Source organism: Pseudomonas sp. HS6, from assembly GCF_023375815.1.
GTDB lineage: Bacteria > Pseudomonadota > Gammaproteobacteria > Pseudomonadales > Pseudomonadaceae > Aquipseudomonas.
The window spans coordinates 5486286-5506633 of sequence record NZ_CP067412.1; the positions used below are offsets into that span (position 1 = coordinate 5486286).

A 20348-nucleotide genomic window follows, 5' to 3' on the forward strand; every position below is an offset into this window, starting at 1 on the left:
TGTTCAACCAATCAGGAGTCAGAAATGAGCCAAGTCACTGTACGTTCCGTGGTCTATCAGATTGACGGCCAGCCTTATGAAGGCCGCCTGGCGTTCGACGCCGAGCACAAAGGTGCGCGTCCGGGCCTGTTGATGGCGCCGAACTGGATGGGTGTCAGCGCTGGCGCTGAAGAAATCGCCAAATCGGTGGCGGCCAAGGGCTACGTGGTGCTGATCGCCGACGTGTACGGGCAAGCGGTGCGTCCGCAGAACGGCGACCAGGCGGGCGCGGCGATGATGCCGCTGAAAAATGACCGTGCACTGCTGCGCAAGCGTATGCAGGCAGCGTTCGAACAATTGCAGAAACAGGGCGAAGCGGCGGTTGATACGTCGAAACTGGCGGTGTTCGGTTTCTGTTTCGGCGGGTGCTGTGCACTGGATCTGGCCCGTACAGGTGCTGCAATCAAAGCGGCAGTATCGTTCCACGGCACGCTGGATTCGCCGAACCCGGCGGATGCGAAAAACATCAAGGGCTCGGTGCTGGTGCTGCACGGCGCTTCCGATCCGCTGGTGCCGAAAGAGCAACTGCCGGCATTCGAAGACGAGATGAACGCCGCCGGTGTGGACTGGCAATTGCTGAGCTACGGCGGCGCGGTGCACTCGTTCACCGATCCGCACGCCAATGTGCCGGGCAAGATGATGTACGACGCGAAAACCGCTGCGCGGGCGTTCAAGTCGATGCATGACTTGCTGGAAGAAGTGTTCAAGGGCTGAAAAGCGAAAAGCGAAAAGCCAAAAGCGAAAGCCCCTCACCCTAACCCTCTCCCAAAGGGAGAGGGGACTGACCGTGAGTTTCTCGAGAGTTGCATCGACCTGAAAGTGAATCACCGAATCCATAATCGACTCGGTCTTTCAGGTCGATGTATGACGCAAGACACCACGGTCGGCTCCCTCTCCCCCCGGGAGAGGGCTGGGGTGAGGGCGGGCGGTTTAACGCGGCAATTCAATCCGCTCGACTTCCCCCGGCACCGTAGGCCAATCCCCAACCGCCCACTTGCGCCGCGCCTCATCGATCGCCGCCGGATCGCTCGCCACAAAATTCCAGTTGATCCGCCGAGGCCCGTCCAGTGGTGCGCCGCCGAACAGTACGGCATGACTGTCGCTCTCTGCGAACAGACTCATATCTTCCCTGGCCGGCAACACCACCAGCGCATGCGGTTCGACCGCTTCGCCATTCAATTGCACATCACCGCTCAACACATACAGCGCCCGCTCTTCATGTTCGGTCGGGATCAGCAGTGTGGTTGCCGTTTGCATCTTCAGTTCTGCATACAGCGTCGGAGAAAGCACCGGCACCGGCGATTCCAGGCAAAAGCCTGACCCGGCAATCATGCGGATCTGTACACCGAGGTTATCGCTGACTGGCAATGTCGACGCTGGGTGATGGCTGTAATGCCCGGGACCCTGTTCGTGATTCTTGGGCGAGGCGAGCCAGATTTGCAGCCCGTGCATCTTGAAGCTCTGTTCCCACAGAGGTTCGGGTGTGCGCTCGACATGGGCAATCGCGCTGCCCGCCGTCATCCAGCTGACATCGCCGGCGCTGACGACTTGATCGGAGCCGAGGCTGTCCTTGTGCTGGATCTGCCCCTCAAACAGATAGGTCAAGGTCGACAGACCAATGTGCGGATGCTGTCGGATGTTCATCCCTTTGCCTGCGGGATAAACCGTTTCGAGCATGTGATCGAAAAACACGAAAGGGCCGACGCTGCGGCATTTGGCTGACGGCAGCGGGCGCAGGATCGGCTGGCCTTCGACGTCTTCGGCGCGCGGGCGGATGATCAGGGGTTGGGTGTCCATGGTCCATTCCAGGCTGAGCGGGTGATGCGTGGAGCATAACCCGCCGGTGTCGTGTTGGTGATTACTGGCTGTCGAAGCCTTGTGGGGCGTGGGTTTCGATGGTGACTTCGCTGGTGGTCATCAGTTTGTGAATCGGGCAGCGATCCGCCACTCGCAACAGCTCTTCGCGTTGTGCGTCGGTGAGCACGCCTTTAAGTGTCAGGGTGACGTGCAGGGCGTACTTGCCTTTCTGTTCCTGACTGTTGTCGCGCTTGACCTCGACACCGACGCCGGTAAGCGGAATGTCTTTTTTCTTCGCGTACAGCTTCAGCGTCAGAGCCTTGCAGGCGCCGAGGGCGGCGTCGAAGTAATCGTGTGGCTCCGGAGCCGAGCCTTCGCCGCCGGCAGTCGTCGGGACATCGGCAAACAGTTCGTGCTCATCGATCTGTACGGTGTGACGGAAACCTTCGGCGGAGATGGTATTGACGGTGACGGTCATGTGAACCTCGCAAGCGGTAGGAAAAGTCATTCGATCAAATAAGACCTTGCAGGTATAGAGCATTCCCGCAGGGGCGCGTTCCACTTTCTTGCCGGTACGCGGCAGGGCGACAGGTTATGCCGTTGAGTTGACGATTACTTGTGTCGGTGTTTCACCTGCGGGTTTGTTTCAGGGTTTTCCAATAACTTCTTATTGATCTTGCATCGAACGGTGTTCAAGTCCGGCAAATCGACGCTGAATCGTTAATGCCAAGGGTTCGAAGTATTAAGGCCTTTTGATATCACGTTTTGGTCTTACGCAAATTTTCGCCGGGCCGATACCTTCTAAAGCAGCCAGCTGCAGGGTTGATGCAGCGCTTTTGGAAGGAACCAGAGCAATGAGTATCCGTAGTCTCAATATTGCCCCCCGTGCCGGGCTGGGCTTCGGCCTGTTGGCGTTGATGGTGTTCGGCCTTGGCGCATTCGCTTTGCTGCAAATGTCGAACATGCGCGCTCAGTCCGATGAGGTCGACAACAACTGGTTGCCGAGCGTGATGGCGGTGGGTGAAATGAGTCAGGACATGCTGCGCCTGCGCGCCCTGACCATGCGCCTGTTGCTCAATCGCGATCCTCAGGCGCTCGATCAGAATGTCGCCAAGCTCAACGAGCTGCGTGGTGTGTTGAGCGAAGCCCAGCAGCGCTACGACGTATTGATCGTGTTGCCCGAGGAGCGGGCGCTGTTCGACCGCTTCAAGGTGGCCGAGCACAAGTATCTGGAACTTCAGGCTCAGGTGATGGCGCTGTCGGCCCAGAGCCGGGTGGAAGAGGCGGCAAGCATTCTCAATGCGCAGATGAGTCCGCTGGCCGACGATATTGCGGTCACGCTTAAAGAGTTGGTGGAGCTGAACAAGCACAATGCCAACCTCGCCACGGAGGCGGCACGGCTGGTGTTTATCAATTCGCGGGTCTGGGTCGGGGTGATGATCGGCATCACTGCGCTGATCACCATTGGTCTGGCGCTGCTGCTCACCCGCAGTATCGTGGTACCGCTCTCGCAATCGCTGGGGGTTGCCGAGGTGGTGGCCGGCGGCGATCTGACCGGCGATATCAGCATCATCGGCAAGGATGAGCCGGCACGGCTGCTGCACGCGCTCAAAAGCATGCAGCACAACTTGCGCGACACCATCCGGCAGATCTCGGAGTCTTCCAGTCAGTTGGCTTCGGCCTCGGAGGAGCTGAGTTGCGTCACCGAAGATGCGACGCGCGGGCTGCATCAGCAGAGCCTGGAGATCGAACAGGCCGCCACGGCAGTCAATCAGATGACTGCGGCGGTGGAGGAGGTCGCCAGCAACGCCGTGGCGACTTCCGAGGCGTCGCGCGAGTCGGATCGCATTGCCCAGCATGGCCGTGAGCAAGTGCAGCAGACTGTGTCCTCCATCGAACTGCTGGCGGATGATGTCACTGCCAACGCCACGCAGGTGGAGGATCTGGCGCAGAAGGTCTACAGCATCAGCAAAGTGCTGGAGGTGATCCGCTCGATTGCCGAACAGACCAATCTTCTGGCGCTGAACGCGGCGATCGAGGCTGCCCGCGCCGGTGACGCCGGGCGTGGCTTCGCGGTGGTGGCCGACGAAGTCCGGGCGCTGGCCCATCGTACTCAGCAATCGACCCAGGAAATCGAACAGATGATCGGCGGTATCCAGCAGGGCACCGATTCGGCGGTCAGTTCGATGCAGCAGAGCAATGTCCGCGCGCGTTCGACCCTCGATCTGGCGAAAGCTGCCGGGGTGGCGCTGGAGGAAATTGCGTCGGCGTTCACCTTGATCAACGAGCGCAATCTGGTGATCGCCAGTGCGTCGGAAGAGCAGGCTGCGGTGGCGCGGGAGGTGGACCGTAACCTGATGAACATCCGCGATCTGGCGATGCAGACCTCCGCCGGGGCCAATCAGACCAGTGCCGCGAGCCAGGAGTTGTCGCGGCTGGCGGTGGATCTGAACAATATGGTGGCGAAATTCTCGGTTTGATCACCGTTCGACAGGCGAAAAAAAGCCCCGCAATCGCGGGGCTTTTCGTTGAATCAACTGCCTTTGACAGTCTTGCCGTTGACCGTGCCGTCCAGGAGCATGATGTTGTACTCCTTGCCGTCGGTTTCGACCTGTTGCAGGCGGACCAGCAGGTAATCCCAGTCCTTGGCGAACCACATCACGGTGGTGCGCTTGCTTTGTGTCGGGTCGCGCACGCGCTCGACCTTGATGGCGTCGATCTTGCCCGCCTTGGTCTCGACTTTCTCCGAGCCCAATACGCGGAAGTCATAGGTATCGACTTCACCGCCGTCGACCACTTGATAACTCATGGTCTTTTTGCCGGCGGCGACGTCATGCTGCAACGCCAACTGGTAAGTGGACTTGTCGACCATGCCGCGGTTCAACGGGACTTTTACCGCGTCGCCGCGATCGGTGCCGGTGACCATCTTGGTGGTCCAGTCGAAGTCCAGGTCAGCCTTTTTCGCTTTGCCCAGGCCACCACGTTCGAAGTGGTAGGACTGCGGGAGCAGGGTGTCCTTGTCCAGGGTCAGGGTGCTTTCTTCGGACAGGCTGGCGATCATCATCGACGCCTTGAAGGTGAGCTTCCAGACGCCGTTGGCTTCCTTGGTCAGGCTGCGTTCGGCAGTGCCGCTCATGGGCAACTGTTTCCAGTCGGCGGTGTAGCTGGCGGAGAACGGTTGAAGGTCTGCCGCCTGGGCGAAAGGCAGGGCGAGCAGAGCGCAAGCGAAGAGCAGGGCGCGACGCATAAAATCTCCTAGTTTCGAATCAAGTGACCGCTGGCCCCAAGTAACTGACCATCCAGTAAAGCACCTTGCTCGCCGAGGGTCAGCCGTCCTTCGGCAAACCAGCGTACGGCCATCGGGTAGATCAGGTGTTCCTGAACGTGAACCCGTTGCGCCAGACTCTGCGGCGAATCGTGCAACTCTACCGGTATTACTGCCTGTACGACCAGTGGTCCGCCATCGAGTTCCTCGGTGACGAAGTGCACGGAGCAGCCGTGTTCGGCGTCGCCGGCTTCCATCGCGCGCTGATGAGTGTGTAACCCTTTGTATTTGGGTAGCAGCGACGGGTGGATGTTGAGCAGGCGACCCTGGTAATGACGGACGAAGTCAGCGCTGAGAATGCGCATGAACCCGGCCAGTACCACGAGTCTGGGCTTGAAGGCGTCGATCAGTTCGATCAGGGCGGCATCGAAGGCCTCGCGGCCTTCGAATCCCTTGTGATCCAGCGAGCGGGTGGCGATACCCGCGTCACTGGCGCGTTGCAGGCCGTAAGCGTCGGCGCGGTTGGAAATCACCGCAGCGATGCGGACCGGGCTGTCGCCGGTCCGCGTGCTGTCGATCAGGGCCTGCAAGTTACTGCCGGTGCCGGACAACAGCACCACGACATCACAGGTTGCGGACATTAATGAGCCTTAAGGTTCTGCAGATCAACCTGGGCAGCACCTTCGGCGGCAGCAGCGATCTGACCGATGACCCAAGGCTGCTCGCCAGCGTCACGCAGGGTGTTCAGGGCAACTTCAACGTGCTCCTGAGCTACGCAGATCACCATGCCCACGCCGCAGTTCAGCACGCGGTGCATCTCGGTTTCGTCCACGTTGCCTTGCTCTTGCAGCCAGTCGAAGACGGCCGGGCGAGTCCAGCTGGCCACGTCAACCACCGCTTGAGCGCCTTTTGGCAGAACGCGTGGGATGTTGTCCAGCAGGCCGCCACCGGTGATGTGGGCCATCGCTTTGACAGCGCCGGTGTCCTTGATCAGCTTGAGCAGCGGCTTCACGTAGATGCGGGTCGGGGCCATCAGCAGTTCGGTCAGCGGTTTGCCGTCGAGCTGAACGGTTTCGATGTCGGCGCCGGACACTTCGATGATCTTGCGGATCAGCGAGTAGCCGTTGGAGTGCGGGCCGGACGATGGCAGAGCGATCAGGGCGTCACCGGTAGCGACTTTCGAGCCGTCGATGATTTCCGCTTTTTCCACGACGCCGACGCAGAAGCCGGCCAGGTCGTAGTCTTCGCCTTCGTACATGCCAGGCATTTCAGCGGTTTCGCCGCCGACCAGGGAGCAGCCAGCCAGTTCGCAGCCTGCACCGATACCGGTGACGACGGTGGCTGCAACATCAACGTTCAGCTTGCCGGTGGCGTAGTAATCGAGGAAGAACAGCGGCTCGGCGCCGCATACCACCAGATCGTTGACGCACATGGCGACCAGGTCCTGGCCGATGCTGTCGTGCTTGTTCAGGTTCAGCGCCAGGCGCAGCTTGGTGCCGACGCCGTCGGTGCCGGAAACCAGTACTGGCTGCTTGTAGCCGGCCGGGATTTCGCAGAGGGCGCCGAAACCGCCCAGGCCGCCCATGACTTCCGGGCGCGCAGTGCGCTTGGCGACGCTCTTGATGCGTTCGACCAATGCTTCACCGGCGTCGATGTCTACACCGGCGTCCTTGTAGCTCAGGGAGGGTTGCTTGCTCATGATCCAGGCCTTTAGGGGAGGGGATTCAGGGGTAACGACCGAGTCCAGCGGGAACGCCGAATCCGACGGAGGCGATTGCCTCACGCGAAATCGATGTGCCCGGCTGTTGCCGGTCTGCGAAGGCGCGCGATTTTATCAGGCTTGAGGGGCAGCGGCCATCCTCACGCCGACGGGCAGGGGCATATCGACCGAAATTTTTTGCAAATGAAGCTGTGGGTGACATCACGGGTGCCTGTATAAGGAACCGTCTATCGTTAGGGCTATGCAAAAACTTATCGCCAGCGTGTGAATGTTTTGCAACGGCCAGTGGTCACAGGCTTGCTCAATCCGGTTCACGCGGCCTGTTCCAGCCGCTCTTGTCGACGGGAATTCTCCATGCGTTTGTGTAAATTGCTGTTAGTGGGCTGCTTGTCTCTGGTCAGCCTGGCGAGCCAGGCCGAAAACGTCAAAGGTCTTTATCAGGTGCGCGAACCGGTCAACGGCCAGTCGCCGGAGGAGCGTGATCGCGCCACTCAGTCCGCGCTCGACACGCTGGTGCTGCGTCTCACCGGCGACCCGAAGGCGCCGCAGAACCCCGGGCTGGCGACGATTCGCAAGGACCCGCAGCAGATCATCAGTCAATTCGGCTTCGATGCCGGGCCGCCTGAAGTGTTGAAGGTCGATTTCGACCCGGCCACCACCGAGCAGGCGTTGCGCCGTGCCGGGCTGGCGCTGTGGGGGGCGAGTCGGCCATCGATCCTGAGCTGGTGGCTGAACGATTCCGCCGAAGGTTCGAGCCTGGTGGGCGACGGTCAGGCCAGTGCCGCGCCGTTGCGGCGTGCCGCCCAGCACCGAGGGTTGCCGCTGCGCCTGCCGCTGGCGGATTTGAGCGAGCAACTGGTCGCGACCGCGCCGACGCTCGAAGGCACCGATCCCGCACCATTGCATGCAGCCTCGGAGCGCTACAACGCTGATGCCTTGCTCGCGGTGCATGCCCGCGAAGAAGGCGGTCAGTGGCAAGCCAAATGGCATTTGTGGCTGGGCGAACAAAAGGAAGCGGGCAGCGTGCAAGGGGCTGATCAGGCCGCCGTCGCCGATGCCGTGATGCTGGCGGTCGCCGAGCGTCTGGCGCCTCGTTTTGTCGCCAAGCCTGGCGCTTCGGGTCAACAGACTCTGGAAGTGCAAGGCATGAATCTGGAGCATTACGCGACGTTGCTGCGGATGCTCGAACCCTTTGGTGTGCGTCTGCAGAGTGTCGACGCCGATCGCATTGTGTATCGGGTGAACGGCAGTGCCGATCAGTTGCGGGCGCAGTTGTCGCTGGCGAAGTTGCAGGAAATGCCGGCCGAGGCGCCGGCTCCAGTGGCTCCGGTGGCTCCGCAACCCGCAGTGCCAGGTGGTGCGCCGGCACCGACACCTGCGGCACCGTCGTTGCGGTTTCGCTGGTAGGTTTTTCTTTCATATATAGAAGCAATGGAGTGTTACATGGCCGATACGCGGCGTTGGTTCTGGCTCGGTGGGGTGCTCCTGCTTTGCGCGTTTGTCTGGTTGCTGCATCCGATCCTCACGCCATTTCTGGTGGCGCTGTTGCTCGCTTATCTGTTCGATCCGCTGGTGGATCGTCTTGAGCGGCTTGGCTTGTCCCGTACTTGGGGTGTGATCGCGGTATTTGCCTTATTTACCCTGATCGTCACCACGCTGTTGCTGGTGTTGGTGCCGATGCTCGCCAAGCAGTTGCTGCGCCTGTATGAGCTGGCACCGCAGATGCTCGACTGGCTGCAGCACACGGCACTGCCATGGGCGCAGTCGAAGTTGGGGCTGTCGGAGGGCTTCTGGAAATTCGACAAGGTCAAGGCGGCGATCACCGAACACATGGGTCAGACAACCGACATCGTCGGTGTGGTACTGAGTCAGGCCACGGCTTCCAGCCTGGCGCTGATCGGCTGGCTGGCGAATCTGGTGCTTATCCCGGTGGTGAGTTTCTACTTGCTGCGCGACTGGGACGTGATGGTGGCCAAGATCCGCAGTCTGTTGCCGCGCGATCGCGAAGAGCGTGTGGTGGCGTTGGCGGGCGAGTGTCATGAGGTGCTCGGCGCTTTCGTGCGTGGGCAGTTGCTGGTGATGCTGGCATTGGGCGTGATCTATGCGGCGGGCCTGATGATTGTCGGCCTGGAGCTGGGGCTGTTGATCGGCCTGATTGCCGGTCTGGCGGCCATCGTGCCCTACATGGGATTTGTGATCGGTATCGGCGCTGCGCTGATTGCCGGGCTGTTCCAGTTTGGCGGCGACCTGTACCCGATGATCGGGATTGTGGCGGTGTTCATGGTGGGGCAGGCGCTGGAGGGGATGGTGCTGACGCCGTTGCTGGTCGGCGATCGAATCGGCCTGCATCCGGTGGCGGTGATCTTTGCGATCCTGGCCGGCGGTGAGCTGTTCGGCTTCACGGGGGTGCTGCTGGCGCTGCCGGTAGCGGCGGTGATCATGGTATTGGTGCGTCACGTCCATGACTTGTACAAGGACTCCGACATTTTTAGCGGAGTGGATGATCCGAAGCTGTAAGGCAATGGAGGGCCGCCCGGTGGATCGCCGGGTTGGCCCGTCTCATGCAGGCAAGGCCGGCGCCTGTGCGCCAAAGAAACTGTCATAAAACCAGCACGTTAACGCAAACCTTTGATTTTGCTTGGGGTCTGTCGCATTGTGCGCTCCGCTTCACGGGTATAAACTTCGCACACTTTACACAGAGGCCACTAACGGTTCCTTGGGAACTGTTCAGTCAGCATGAAACCGATTCAGCTGCCCCTAGGTGTGCGTCTGCGTGACGACGCCACCTTCATCAACTACTACCCAGGCGCCAATGCCGCTGCACTCGGCTATGTCGAGCGTCTATGCGAAGCCGACGCCGGCTGGACCGAAAGCCTCATCTATCTGTGGGGAAAGCACGGGGTAGGGCGTACGCATCTGTTGCAGGCCGCGTGCCTGCGGTTCGAGCAGATGGGCGAACCGGCGGTGTACTTGCCGCTGGCCGAGCTGATGGATCGTGGCATCGAAATCCTCGACAACCTCGAACAGTACGAACTGGTCTGTCTGGACGACTTGCAGGTGATCGCCGGCAAGCCCGACTGGGAAGAGGCGATGTTTCACTTGTTCAACCGTCTGCGCGACAGCGGTCGCCGGTTGCTGATCGCCGCTGCTACATCACCGCGTGAATTGCCGGTAAAACTGGCGGATTTGAAATCTCGCCTGACCCTGGCGCTGATTTTTCAGATGCGTCCTCTCTCCGATGAAGACAAACTGCGTGCCCTGCAATTGCGTGCATCCCGTCGCGGTCTGCATCTGACCGACGAGGTCGGTCATTTTATTTTGACTCGCGGCACCCGCAGCATGAGCGCGCTTTTTGACCTGCTCGAACAGCTCGATCAGGCCTCTTTGCAGGCTCAACGCAAGCTGACCATTCCCTTCCTGAAAGAAACCCTGGGCTGGTAAAACCGTGGGTTTCAGCGGGTTTCGGCATATTTCAGGCGCCAGAAAATCCGCTTTCCTGTGCACTGCACAGGCCGCGTCTCGATTCAAATAGGCTTAAGCGCTTAGATGTAAACGAGAAACCGAGAAGTCACAAAAAGATCGATTGAATTTGCAAATGAGGCTGATAGCGGGCATAGTCTCGGCTTCTTTACAACTATCAGCCACGGTCGTGCCCATGCTAAAGCGCTTCGCACCCCTCGTGCCTCTCGCACTCGTCACCCTGTTGTTCGGTTGCGCTGCTCATTCACCTGTTAATCAAGAGCAGCAACAGGCTAAAAATTCTGCCACCGCCCAGTCTTCCGTTATTTATCAGGAAGAGCTGGACACCGAAAAGGAACTCGCCGCTTTCAACGGCAAGAAGCCTTATCAGCTCCCGGTTCTGGCAGACAGCATTCTTGAACGCGGCATGTCCCTGATCGGTACCCGTTACCGTTTCGGCGGTACTTCTGAAGCCGGGTTCGATTGCAGCGGTTTCATCGGCTACCTGTTCCGCGAAGAAGCCGGCATGAACCTGCCGCGCTCCACCCGCGAAATGATCAACGTGGATGCTCCGCTGGTATCGCGCAGCAACCTCGAGCCGGGTGATCTGCTGTTCTTCGCCACCAATGGTCGTCGCGGTCGTGTTAGCCACGCCGGGATCTACCTGGGCGACAACCAGTTCATCCACTCCAGCAGTCGTCGCAGTGGCGGTGTCCGCATCGACAGCCTGGGTGACAGCTACTGGAGCAAGACCTTCATCGAAGCCAAACGCGCTTTGGCGAACGCTCCAACCGTGGTTACCGCTCGCAAGTAATCACGCCTTAGTCGCCACGCTCGTGGCGACAAGCGGTCCTTCAGGGGTAATAGACTTAAACTTTACAAGGTGAAGTTAAAGTCTTACTTGAAGTTTGCCGCGTAGCCGCTAGAATCCTGATCTATATTGATGGCAAACCGCCTGCGTCCAAACGCAGGCGGTTTTGTTTTCTGTCGAATCGGCAGTAAAAGCCGCAGCCAGATCAGGATGTTCTGCTTATGACGATGCCGGCCCGCCTCGCCCTGATGTTCTTCGCAGCGCTGCTCAGCGCTTGCGCCAGCCGCACTCTGCCACCTGCGCCGGTGGTTCGTGCTCCGATTGTGTTCGGATCCTCCCAGGCCTTTTCTCCCGCTGCCGAAGACGTGCTGTTCCGTGCGCTCGGGCTGGTGGGCACGCCTTATCGCTGGGGCGGCAACACGCCGGACTCGGGTTTCGATTGCAGTGGCTTGATCGGTTTTGTCTACCGCGACGCCGCCGGCATCAGCCTGCCGCGCTCGACCCGCGAGTTGATCGTCATGCAGGCGCCGAATGTCGGCAAGGAAGGGCTGCAAACCGGCGACCTGATCTTCTTCGCGACCAATGGCGGCTCTCAAGTCAGCCATGCGGGAATCTACGTCGGGGAAGGGCGCTTTGTTCATGCACCGGCCACCGGTGGCACGGTGAAGCTGGACAGCCTGTCGAAGGCCTATTGGCAGAAAGCCTACCTGAGTGCCAAGCGCGTTCTGCAGCCGGAGCATCTGGCGCATAACCCATAGTCAGGCGAAACGATAAAAAAACCTGTGGGAGCACATTGGCTCTCACAGGTTTTTTTGCGTTTGGGCCCGGCTATTTAGCCGTTGATACTCGCCAGACCTTGTTCCCCACGTCGTCCGCCACCAGCAGCCCGCCTTGTTGGTCGATCACCACGCCGACCGGGCGACCCAAGGCGTTTTCATCTTTATCGAGGAAGCCAGTCAGTACATCCACTGGCGCTCCACTCGGCTTGCCGGCGGCAAACGGTACGAAGATCACCTTGTAGCCACTGTGCGGCTTACGGTTCCATGAGCCGTGCTGGCCGATGAATGCGCCTTCCTTGAATTGCGCCGGCAGCGTGTTGCCTTCGGCGAAAGACAAGCCCAGTGACGCTGTATGCGGGCCGACGGCGTAGTCCGGAGCGATGGCCTTGGCCACCATCTCTGGTTGTTGTGGTTTCACGCGCACATCGACGTGCTGGCCGTAATAGCTGAACGGCCAGCCATAGAAGCCGCCGTCCTTGACCGAGGTGATGTAGTCCGGCACCAGGTCGCTGCCGATATCGTCACGCTCGTTCACTGCTGTCCACAATGCTCCGCTTTGCGGCTCCCAGGCCAGGCCGTTGGGATTGCGAATGCCCGAGGCGAAGATCCGGTGATTGCCGGTCGCCCGGTCCACTTCCCAGATCGCCGCGCGACCTTCCTCCTGATCCAGGCCGTTTTCGCCGACGTTGCTGTTCGAGCCGACCGTAACGTACAGCTTGCTGCCGTCCTTGCTGGCGATGACGTTCTTGGTCCAGTGATGGTTGAGCGTGCCGCCCGGCAGATCCACGACCTTGATCGGCTGGCTCTTGATTTCCGTTGCGCCGGGCTCGTAGTGAAAGCGCAGCAGGCGGTCGGTGTCGGCGACGTACAGATCGTTACCGACTAGCGTCATGCCGAACGGTGAATTCAGATTTTGCAGAAATACCGTGCGGGTTTCCGCCACGCCGTCGTGATCGGCATCGCGCAACAGGGTGATGCGGTTCGGACTGGGGACGCCGGCGCCGGCGCGGTCCATGACTTTTTTCTTCACCCAGCCACGTATGCCTTTGCTATCGTCCGGTTTTGGCGGGGCATTGGTTTCCGCCACCAGCACATCGCCGTTGGGCAGCATGTATAGCCAGCGCGGGTGATCGAGGTTCTCGGCAAACGCTGCCACTTGAGTGCCTGCCGCTGGCGTCGGTTTCGCGCCGGCCGGCCAGCCGATCGCCGGGGCGATGTTCACCGTCGGAATCAGGGTCTTGTTCGGTTCGGGGAGTTTTGGAGACGGGCCGGTGCCGTCGGAAACTTGCAGGCTGGAGGATTCACCACAGGCGGTGAGCCCTCCGGCAAGTGCGATGACGAAAACGAGGTGGGGCTTGCGCATTATTTATCTTCCCTTATGAATGCATTTCTAATCATACATAAGTGCGCGAGCCGATGGTCCCCCCCTCAGCCGCGAGCTTCCTTGAACAGCACGGCAATGCCGGGGTGATAGTTGCCAGCCTCGCTGCGCAATTTGCGGTAGGCGTACGGGAAGTACCAGGCGACGGCGCAGGTGTGTTCCTTTTGCAGGTCGTCGACCATGTCCTGCAATTCTTCCGGGCTGGCGCTGTGCTGGGCTTTCTGTGGGGCGACGAACAGGCAGCCAAGTTTGAGATCGCTGGCGTAGCTGATGCGCTTCGCATCGCTGGTGATATCGACCAGGGCCTGGGTCAGATTCAGGCTGTTGACGCGTGGCCAGCGCTGGGTTGCCTGGATGTAGGCGCGATCTTCGGCGCCGGCCAGGAACAGGTCGGCGCGGGCATTGCGTTCGCCTTCCTCGTTCTGTTTGCGCGTGGCGGTATCGCGCAGTGTCACCAGTTCTGCCATCCACGCGGCGGCTGACAGCAGGCCGAGGTTGGCTTTTTCGTCGTGCCAGTACGGTGTGTCGTTGTCGCCGCGCACGGCGTTGTAGCGGTCGATACAGTCAAACCATCGTTCCAGCACCGGGCGCAGGAATTCCAGCCGCGGATTGCTGATGATCATGCCTTGCATGGTGCTCTCCCTTGTTATTGTGATGTGCTCTCTGCGTTCAAAAAGCATGGCTCTTTGATATCACTGCTGACAGTGTGGCACAAGATTGGCGTCAGATAATTGATCGACGGCAGTTATTCGCTTTCAGGGGGCCTCTTCATTTGACGCTCCACCCCCAACCCTCTAACCTTCGCGGCTTGTTTCAGGTGCTCTGTGACCGCTGTCGACAGAGTGAAACAGGGAAGCCGGTGAGGCGGGTCTTCAAGCGAAGAACCCTCGCGATCCCGGCGCTGCCCCCGCAACGGTAAATGAGTAAAAGCTGCGTCCGATGCCACTGCTGCAAAGCGGGAAGGCGCGCAGCCAGGCCAACGCCGCTCATGAGCCCGGAGACCGGCCTGATCCATCCAGCGGCATCACGGTGGGCGATGCCAGGCTTTTTGCCGTCTATTCTTGTGCCTGCCCGCCGTTATCCAGCCTCAACGGAGAGCTCCCTCATGACTGATTCCCCCGAACGCGACGAGCGTCACCTGGCGCGCATGCAGCGTAAAAAAGCCGTGATCGACGAGCGCATCGCCAATTCACCAGATGAATGCGGTCTGGTGCTGGTGTTGACCGGCAACGGCAAAGGCAAAAGCAGCTCGGCGTTCGGCATGCTTGCCCGCGCCATGGGCCACGGCATGCAGTGCGGCGTGGTGCAGTTCATCAAGGGTCGTAACAGCACAGGCGAAGAATTGTTTTTCCGTAGATTCCCCGAGCAGGTGCGCTTTCACGTGATGGGCGAAGGCTTCACCTGGGAAACCCAGGACCGCCAGCGTGACATCGCCGCCGCCGAGGCTGCCTGGGAAGTCTCCCGTGAGCTGTTGCGTGATCCGTCGATCGGTCTGGTGGTGCTCGATGAACTGAACATCGCCCTCAAGCATGGCTACCTCGATCTGGATCAGGTACTCAGCGATCTGCAGGCTCGTCCGCCGATGCAGCATGTGATCGTCACGGGTCGCGCTGCGAAGCCGGAAATGATCGAGATGGGCGACACCGTCACCGAAATGGGCATGATCAAGCACGCCTTTCAGGCCGGTATCAAAGCGCAGAAAGGCGTCGAACTTTGAATCAACCACGTCACTGCCCGGCGGTACTGATCGCCGCGCCGGCCTCCGGCCAGGGCAAGACCACCGTCACCGCCGCGCTGGCTCGCCTGCATCGCAATCAGGGGCGCAAGGTTCGCGTGTTCAAATGCGGCCCGGATTTTCTCGACCCGATGATCCTCGAACGTGCCAGCGGTGCGCCGGTCTATCAACTGGACATGTGGATGGTCGGCGAGCAGGAAAGTCGACGTCTGTTGTGGGAAGCCGCCGCTGAAGCGGATCTGATCCTGATCGAAGGCGTGATGGGCTTGTTCGACGGCACACCGTCGAGCGCCGATCTGGCGCGGCACTTCGGCGTGCCGGTGCTCGGCGTGATCGACGGCACCGCCATGGCCCAGACCTTCGGCGCCTTGGCCCTGGGGCTGGCGCGCTATCAGCCGGACTTGCCGTTCGCCGGCGTGCTGGCCAACCGTGTCGGCACTGTGCGCCACGCGCAGTTGCTTGAAGGCAGTCTCACCGAAGGCCTGCGCTGGTACGGCGCATTGTCCCGGGAAACCGGGATCGAATTGCCAAGCCGCCATCTCGGTCTGGTGCAGGCCAGCGAACTCAATGACCTCGATCTGCGCCTCGACGCCGCCGCTGAAGCGCTGGCCAGTACCTGCGAGGTAGCGCTGCCACCGGCCGTGGAATTCGCTGCGCCAGAAATCGTCAAGAACGAAAGACTGCTCGAAGGCGTACGGATTGCCGTCGCCCGTGACGAAGCCTTCGCCTTCACCTATGGCGCCAGTCTCGACCTTCTAAGGGCGATGGGCGCGGAGCTGAGTTTCTTCTCGCCGATCCGCGATACGCAATTACCTGAGGCCGACAGCTTGTACCTGCCCGGCGGTTATCCGGAGTTGCACCACGTTGCCTTGTCGCAGAACACCGACATGCTCAAAGCGATCCGCGCACATCACGCCGCCGGCAAACCGCTGCTCGCCGAATGTGGCGGCATGTTGTATCTGCTCGACTCCTTGACCGACGTCGAAGGTACCCGCGCCGAACTGGTCGGTTTGCTCAACGGTGATGCCGTGATGCAAAAACGACTGGCTGCGTTGGCGTTGCAGTCCGTGGAACTGCCGGAGGGCTTGCTGCGAGGTCACACCTATCACCATTCCCTGACCACCACCGAACTGACCCCCATCGCCCGTGGCCACAGCCCCAACGGCGGGCGCGGCGCGGAAGCGGTTTACCGGGAAGGGCGGATGACCGCTTCGTACGTGCATTTTTACTTCCCGTCGAATCCGTCGGCGATTGCCGCACTGTTGGTGCCATGACCGACAACGCATTCACTGAAACCGAGCGCGAAGCGGTCTATCGCGCCATCGCCGAACGTCGCGACATGCGCCACTTCAGCGGCGGCACGGTCGAGCCTGAATTGCTTCGCCGATTGCTTGAGGCCGCACATCAGGCGCCGAGCGTCGGCTTGATGCAGCCGTGGCGCTTCATCCGTATTAGCGACCGCGCCTTGCGCGGCCAGATCCAGGATCTTGTAGAGGAAGAACGCGTACGCACCGCCGAAGCCCTAGGCGAGCGCAGCGACGAGTTCATGAAGCTTAAAGTCGAAGGCATCAATGATTGCGCCGAAGTGCTGGTTGCATCATTGATGGACGATCGCGAGCGACACATTTTCGGCCGCCGCACGCTGCCGGAGATGGACATGGCGTCGCTGTCCTGCGCGATCCAGAACCTGTGGCTGGCGGCTCGCGCCGAAGGCCTGGGCATGGGCTGGGTGTCGCTGTTCGAGCCGCAGGCGCTGGCCAATCTGCTGAAACTGCCGGTCGGGGCCAAGCCGTTGGCGGTTCTTTGTCTGGGGCCAGTCAAGGAATTCTATCCGGCGCCGATGCTGGTACTCGAAGGGTGGGCGCAGGTGCGTCCGCTCAATGAGCTGCTGTATGAAAATTTCTGGGGAGTGAGTCAATGAGTGTGGCGTTGTTGAGTGTCGCCGCGGTTGCGCTGGACGCGCTGCTGGGTGAACCGAAACGCTGGCATCCGCTGGTGGCGTTCGGCAATTTCGCCGGGCGCATCGAGCAACGTTTCAATAGCGGCGGTCGCGGCTGGCGCAGCCATGGTGTTACTGCGTGGGTGATTGCAGTGCTGCCGCTGACCCTGCTGGCCACGGCATTGTCCTGGGCGCCTTATGTCGGCTGGGTCGTCGAGATTCTCGCGTTGTATTGCGCTCTCGGCATGCGCAGCCTCGGCGAACACGTCGAGCCGGTGGCCAAGGCCCTGCGCAGCGATGATCTGGAAGAAGCGCGCAAACGCGTGGGTTATCTGGTCAGCCGCCAGACCAGTGAACTGGACAGCACTGCTGTCGCCCGCGCCGCCACCGAATCGGTGCTGGAGAACGGCAGCGATGCCGTGTTCGCCGCACTGTTCTGGTTTGTCGTGGCCGGTGCGCCGGGCGTGGTGCTCTATCGCCTGAGCAACACGCTCGATGCGATGTGGGGCTATCGCAACGAACGCTTCGAACGTTTCGGCTGGGCAGCGGCAAAAATCGACGACGTCCTCAACTACATTCCTGCGCGGCTGGTGGCGTTGACCTACGCGCTGCTCGGCAAAACCCGACTGGCGCTGAAATGCTGGCGCACCCAGGCGCCGAAATGGGACAGCCCGAACGCCGGCCCGGTGATGGCCGCCGGCGCGGGTGCCTTGGGCGTCGAGCTGGGTGGTCCGGCGATTTACCACGGCGAGTTGCACGAGCGTCCGCAACTGGGCGAAGGCGCACCGGCGGATGCCGATTCCATTGATCGCGGCTGGCAATTGGTCCAGCGCGGGGTATGGTTATGGCTGCTGATTCTCTGCGTGGGGGCTGAATTCTATGCTTGAACACGGTGGCCGGCTGCGCAGGGCGGCGCTCGAATACGGCATCGCGGAAGAAGACTGGCTCGACCTGTCCACTGGTCTCGCGCCATGGCCGTTTCCGGTCCCGGACATCCCGCAGCGGGCCTGGGCGCGGTTGCCGGAAGCCGATGACGGTCTGGAGCAGGCTGCGTGTGACTACTACGGCGCCGCGCAAGTGTTGCCGGTGGCCGGTTCGCAGATGGCCATTCAGTTGCTGCCGCGATTGCGTCGTGCCGGCAAGGTCGGCGTGCTGTCGCCATGTTACGCCGAGCATGCCGAAGCCTGGCGACGCAGTGGTTACATCGTCCGCGAAGTGCTGGAGCAGGAAGTCGATTTTTTCCTCGATAGCCTCGTCGTGCTGGTGGTGGTCAATCCGAACAACCCCACGGGCCTGAGCCTGACCCCGGCGCGGTTGCTCGACTGGCATGCGCGGCTGGCCCAACGGGGCGGCTGGCTGGTAGTCGACGAAGCGTTCATGGACAACACGCCACAGCTGAGTCTGGCTCCGCATGCTCATCAGGTCGGTTTGATCGTGTTGCGCTCGTTCGGCAAGTTTTTCGGTCTGGCCGGCGTACGACTGGGGTTTGTGCTGGCCGAGCGCAAGTTGCTCCGGTTGCTGGCCGAACAGGTCGGCCCTTGGGCCGTCAGCGGGCCGACCCGCGTGTTGGGTCAGGCCTGTCTGCAAGATACCGAAGGTCATACCCGCCAGCGGATCCGCAGCGACGAGGCCAGTGAACGGCTGGCTGCGCTGCTCGAACGTTTCGGTTTCAAGCCTCAGGGAGGCTGCGCGCTGTTTCAATGGCTGATTACCGAACACGCCGCCGCGCTGCACGAATTCATGGCCAGACGCGGCATTCTCCTGCGCCTCTTCGTGCACAACAGCAGCCTGCGTTTCGGCCTGCCCGCCAATGCCAGCGATGAAGCGCGCCTTGAGCAAGCCCTGCAAGCATTCGCCATGGACCGTTCTATGGAAATCAAACCAGCATGACCACATTAATGGTGCAGGGCACCACCTCCGACGCCGGTAAAAGCACGTTGGTGACGGCGCTGTGCCGCTGGGCAACCCGACAGGGCATTGCCGTGGTGCCATTCAAACCGCAGAACATGGCGCTCAACAGCGCGGTGACTGCGGACGGCGGCGAGATCGGCCGGGCACAAGCGGTGCAGGCGCAAGCGGCCCACCTTGAGCCACACACCGACATGAATCCGGTGCTGCTCAAACCCAACAGCGACACCGGCGCCCAGGTCATCATCCACGGGCGCGCGGTCACCAGCATGAACGCTGTCGCCTATCACGACTACAAAGCCATCGCCATGCAGGCGGTTCTCGCTTCCCACGAGCGCTTGAGCGCCGCGTATCCGCTGGTGATGGTCGAGGGTGCGGGGTCGCCGGCAGAGATCAATCTGCGTGCCGGCGACATCGCCAACATGGGCTTCGCCGAAGCGGTGGATTGTCCGGTGTTGCTGATCGCCGACATCAATCGTGGCGGCGTGTTTGCCCATCTGGTGGGCACGCTGGAACTGTTGTCTCCGAGTGAACAGGCGCGGGTGAAAGGCTTCATCATCAACCGTTTTCGCGGCGACATCGCCTTGCTGCAACCGGGCCTCGACTGGCTGGAAAAACGCACCGGCAAACCGGTGGTGGGCGTGCTGCCGTATGTGATGGATCTGCATCTGGAAGCCGAGGACGGCATCGACCAGCGCCAGACGGACAAGGCCGAGCAAGTCTTGAAAGTGGTGGTGCCGGTGTTGCCGCGCATCAGCAATCACACCGATTTCGATCCACTGCGTCTGCATCCTCAAGTCGATCTGCAATTTATCGGCCCGGGGCAAGCGATTCCGCCAGCTGATTTGATCATCCTGCCGGGCTCGAAAAGCGTGCGTAGCGACCTGGCCTACCTGCGTGCCAATGGCTGGGAAACCGCCATCTGCCGACATCTGCGTTATGGCGGCAAGCTTCTGGGAATCTGCGGCGGTCTGCAAATGCTCGGCGAGCAGGTGCATGATCCGTTGGGCCTTGAAGGCGCGCCGGGCTCCAGCGCCGGTCTGGGGTTGCTGGCGTTTGAAACGCAGCTCGAGGCCGAGAAGCAGTTGCGCAATGTGCGCGGGCGTCTGGGGTTGGAAGATGCCGAGGTCAGCGGTTATGAAATTCATGCCGGCGTGACGACGGGAACTGCGCTGGAAAACGCCGCTGTACATCTGGACGACGGCCGCTGCGACGGTGCGCAAAGTCTCGATGGACAGATTTTCGGCACCTACCTGCATGGCCTGTTCGAATCGCCGGCGGCCAGTGCGGCGCTGTTGCGCTGGGCCGGTTTGAGCGATGTGCAGGAAGTGGATTACCACGGCCTGCGCGAACGCGATATCGAGCGGCTGGCGGATCTGGTGGAAAAGCATCTCGATACTGATCTGTTGTGTGAACTCTGTGGCATTCAGGCTGGATGTGATGGCCTCTTCGCGGGCAAGCCCGCTCCCACAGGGTGCTGAGGTGTACTCAAATGCCATGTTTGGCCTAAATCCA

The 20348-nt window shown here is 60.9% G+C and carries 20 protein-coding genes and 1 riboswitch; of the genes, 13 read left to right on the forward strand and 7 right to left on the reverse strand.

All coding sequences use genetic code 11. The features are described 5' to 3' along the window. Positions 1-24 precede the first annotated feature (24 nt). Complete coding sequence (locus JJN09_RS24875) at positions 25-753, forward strand: dienelactone hydrolase family protein (protein WP_249484186.1); 729 nt, start codon at positions 25-27, stop codon at positions 751-753. 216 nt (positions 754-969) lie between these two features. Here the strand turns inward: JJN09_RS24875 and JJN09_RS24880 are convergent, their stop codons facing one another. Continuing rightward, positions 970-1836, reverse strand: coding sequence for a pirin family protein (locus JJN09_RS24880; protein WP_249484187.1), 867 nt, complete (start codon positions 1834-1836; stop codon positions 970-972). Positions 1837-1897: 61 nt separating this feature from the next. Next, positions 1898-2314, reverse strand: a complete 417-nt coding sequence (locus JJN09_RS24885) for an OsmC family protein (protein ID WP_096822982.1) — start codon at positions 2312-2314, stop codon at positions 1898-1900. A 376-nt stretch (positions 2315-2690) separates the two neighbouring features. Between JJN09_RS24885 and JJN09_RS24890 the strand changes: the two genes are divergently transcribed. Continuing rightward, a complete protein-coding gene (locus tag JJN09_RS24890; RefSeq protein WP_249484188.1) occupies positions 2691-4316 on the forward strand; it encodes a methyl-accepting chemotaxis protein in 1626 nt (541 codons plus the stop codon). A 53-nt stretch (positions 4317-4369) separates the two neighbouring features. On the opposite strand, the gene JJN09_RS24895 is transcribed toward JJN09_RS24890, so the two are convergent. Genes JJN09_RS24895 through purM form a run of 3 tightly spaced genes read right to left on the reverse strand, consistent with a single transcriptional unit; the run spans position 4370 to position 6800 of the window. Continuing rightward, a complete protein-coding gene (locus tag JJN09_RS24895; protein WP_249484189.1) occupies positions 4370-5083 on the reverse strand; it encodes a DUF3108 domain-containing protein in 714 nt (237 codons plus the stop codon). 8 nt (positions 5084-5091) lie between these two features. Next, entirely contained in the window at positions 5092-5742 is a 651-nt protein-coding gene (gene purN / locus JJN09_RS24900) for a phosphoribosylglycinamide formyltransferase (protein WP_249484190.1), read from the reverse strand. Beyond that, a complete protein-coding gene (gene purM, locus JJN09_RS24905; protein ID WP_249484191.1) occupies positions 5742-6800 on the reverse strand; it encodes a phosphoribosylformylglycinamidine cyclo-ligase in 1059 nt (352 codons plus the stop codon). The genes purN and purM overlap by 1 nt, the downstream gene beginning before the upstream one ends. A 375-nt stretch (positions 6801-7175) precedes the next feature. Here purM and JJN09_RS24910 point away from each other — a divergent pair, with 375 nt between their 5' ends. From JJN09_RS24910 to JJN09_RS24930, 5 genes are all read left to right on the forward strand, one after another. Then, positions 7176-8228: a DUF2066 domain-containing protein gene (locus JJN09_RS24910; protein ID WP_249484192.1), complete on the forward strand. Its 1053-nt coding sequence runs from the start codon at positions 7176-7178 to the stop codon at positions 8226-8228. Between the two features lie 36 nt (positions 8229-8264). After that, positions 8265-9338 carry an AI-2E family transporter gene (locus JJN09_RS24915; protein ID WP_249484193.1) on the forward strand — a complete coding sequence of 358 codons (1074 nt, stop codon included), beginning with the start codon at positions 8265-8267 and terminating at the stop codon, positions 9336-9338. Between the two features lie 219 nt (positions 9339-9557). After that, positions 9558-10262 carry a DnaA regulatory inactivator Hda gene (gene hda, locus JJN09_RS24920; RefSeq protein ID WP_249484194.1) on the forward strand — a complete coding sequence of 235 codons (705 nt, stop codon included), beginning with the start codon at positions 9558-9560 and terminating at the stop codon, positions 10260-10262. 214 nt (positions 10263-10476) lie between these two features. Next, on the forward strand, positions 10477-11094 hold the full coding sequence (locus JJN09_RS24925; protein ID WP_096822988.1) for a C40 family peptidase: 618 nt from the start codon (positions 10477-10479) through the stop codon (positions 11092-11094). A gap of 218 nt (positions 11095-11312) precedes the next feature. After that, on the forward strand, positions 11313-11849 hold the full coding sequence (locus tag JJN09_RS24930) for a C40 family peptidase (RefSeq protein WP_249484195.1): 537 nt from the start codon (positions 11313-11315) through the stop codon (positions 11847-11849). A gap of 70 nt (positions 11850-11919) precedes the next feature. Here JJN09_RS24930 and JJN09_RS24935 read toward each other — a convergent pair whose 3' ends face one another. Continuing rightward, complete coding sequence (locus JJN09_RS24935; RefSeq protein ID WP_249484196.1) at positions 11920-13233, reverse strand: sorbosone dehydrogenase family protein; 1314 nt, start codon at positions 13231-13233, stop codon at positions 11920-11922. Between the two features lie 65 nt (positions 13234-13298). Beyond that, a complete protein-coding gene (locus JJN09_RS24940) occupies positions 13299-13883 on the reverse strand; it encodes a hypothetical protein (protein WP_249484197.1) in 585 nt (194 codons plus the stop codon). A 166-nt stretch (positions 13884-14049) separates the two neighbouring features. Next, positions 14050-14276: riboswitch (cobalamin riboswitch) on the forward strand. 80 nt (positions 14277-14356) lie between these two features. On the opposite strand from JJN09_RS24940, the gene cobO reads away from it, so the two are divergent. Genes cobO through JJN09_RS24970 form a run of 6 tightly spaced genes read left to right on the forward strand, consistent with a single transcriptional unit; the run spans position 14357 to position 20314 of the window. Continuing rightward, positions 14357-14968, forward strand: coding sequence for a cob(I)yrinic acid a,c-diamide adenosyltransferase (gene cobO, locus JJN09_RS24945; protein WP_007950401.1), 612 nt, complete (start codon positions 14357-14359; stop codon positions 14966-14968). Continuing rightward, positions 14965-16260 (forward strand): cobyrinate a,c-diamide synthase, encoded by a 1296-nt coding sequence (locus JJN09_RS24950; RefSeq protein ID WP_249484198.1) that lies wholly within the window; start codon positions 14965-14967, stop codon positions 16258-16260. Before cobO ends, JJN09_RS24950 begins: the two co-directional genes overlap by 4 nt. Beyond that, on the forward strand, positions 16257-16907 hold the full coding sequence (gene bluB / locus JJN09_RS24955; protein WP_249484199.1) for a 5,6-dimethylbenzimidazole synthase: 651 nt from the start codon (positions 16257-16259) through the stop codon (positions 16905-16907). The genes JJN09_RS24950 and bluB overlap by 4 nt, the downstream gene beginning before the upstream one ends. Continuing rightward, positions 16904-17812, forward strand: a complete 909-nt coding sequence (gene cbiB, locus JJN09_RS24960; protein WP_249484200.1) for an adenosylcobinamide-phosphate synthase CbiB — start codon at positions 16904-16906, stop codon at positions 17810-17812. The genes bluB and cbiB overlap by 4 nt, the downstream gene beginning before the upstream one ends. After that, positions 17805-18815: a threonine-phosphate decarboxylase CobD gene (cobD, locus tag JJN09_RS24965; protein ID WP_249484201.1), complete on the forward strand. Its 1011-nt coding sequence runs from the start codon at positions 17805-17807 to the stop codon at positions 18813-18815. The genes cbiB and cobD overlap by 8 nt, the downstream gene beginning before the upstream one ends. Beyond that, on the forward strand, positions 18812-20314 hold the full coding sequence (locus JJN09_RS24970) for a cobyric acid synthase (RefSeq protein WP_249484202.1): 1503 nt from the start codon (positions 18812-18814) through the stop codon (positions 20312-20314). Before cobD ends, JJN09_RS24970 begins: the two co-directional genes overlap by 4 nt. The last annotated feature ends 34 nt before the right edge of the window (positions 20315-20348 follow it).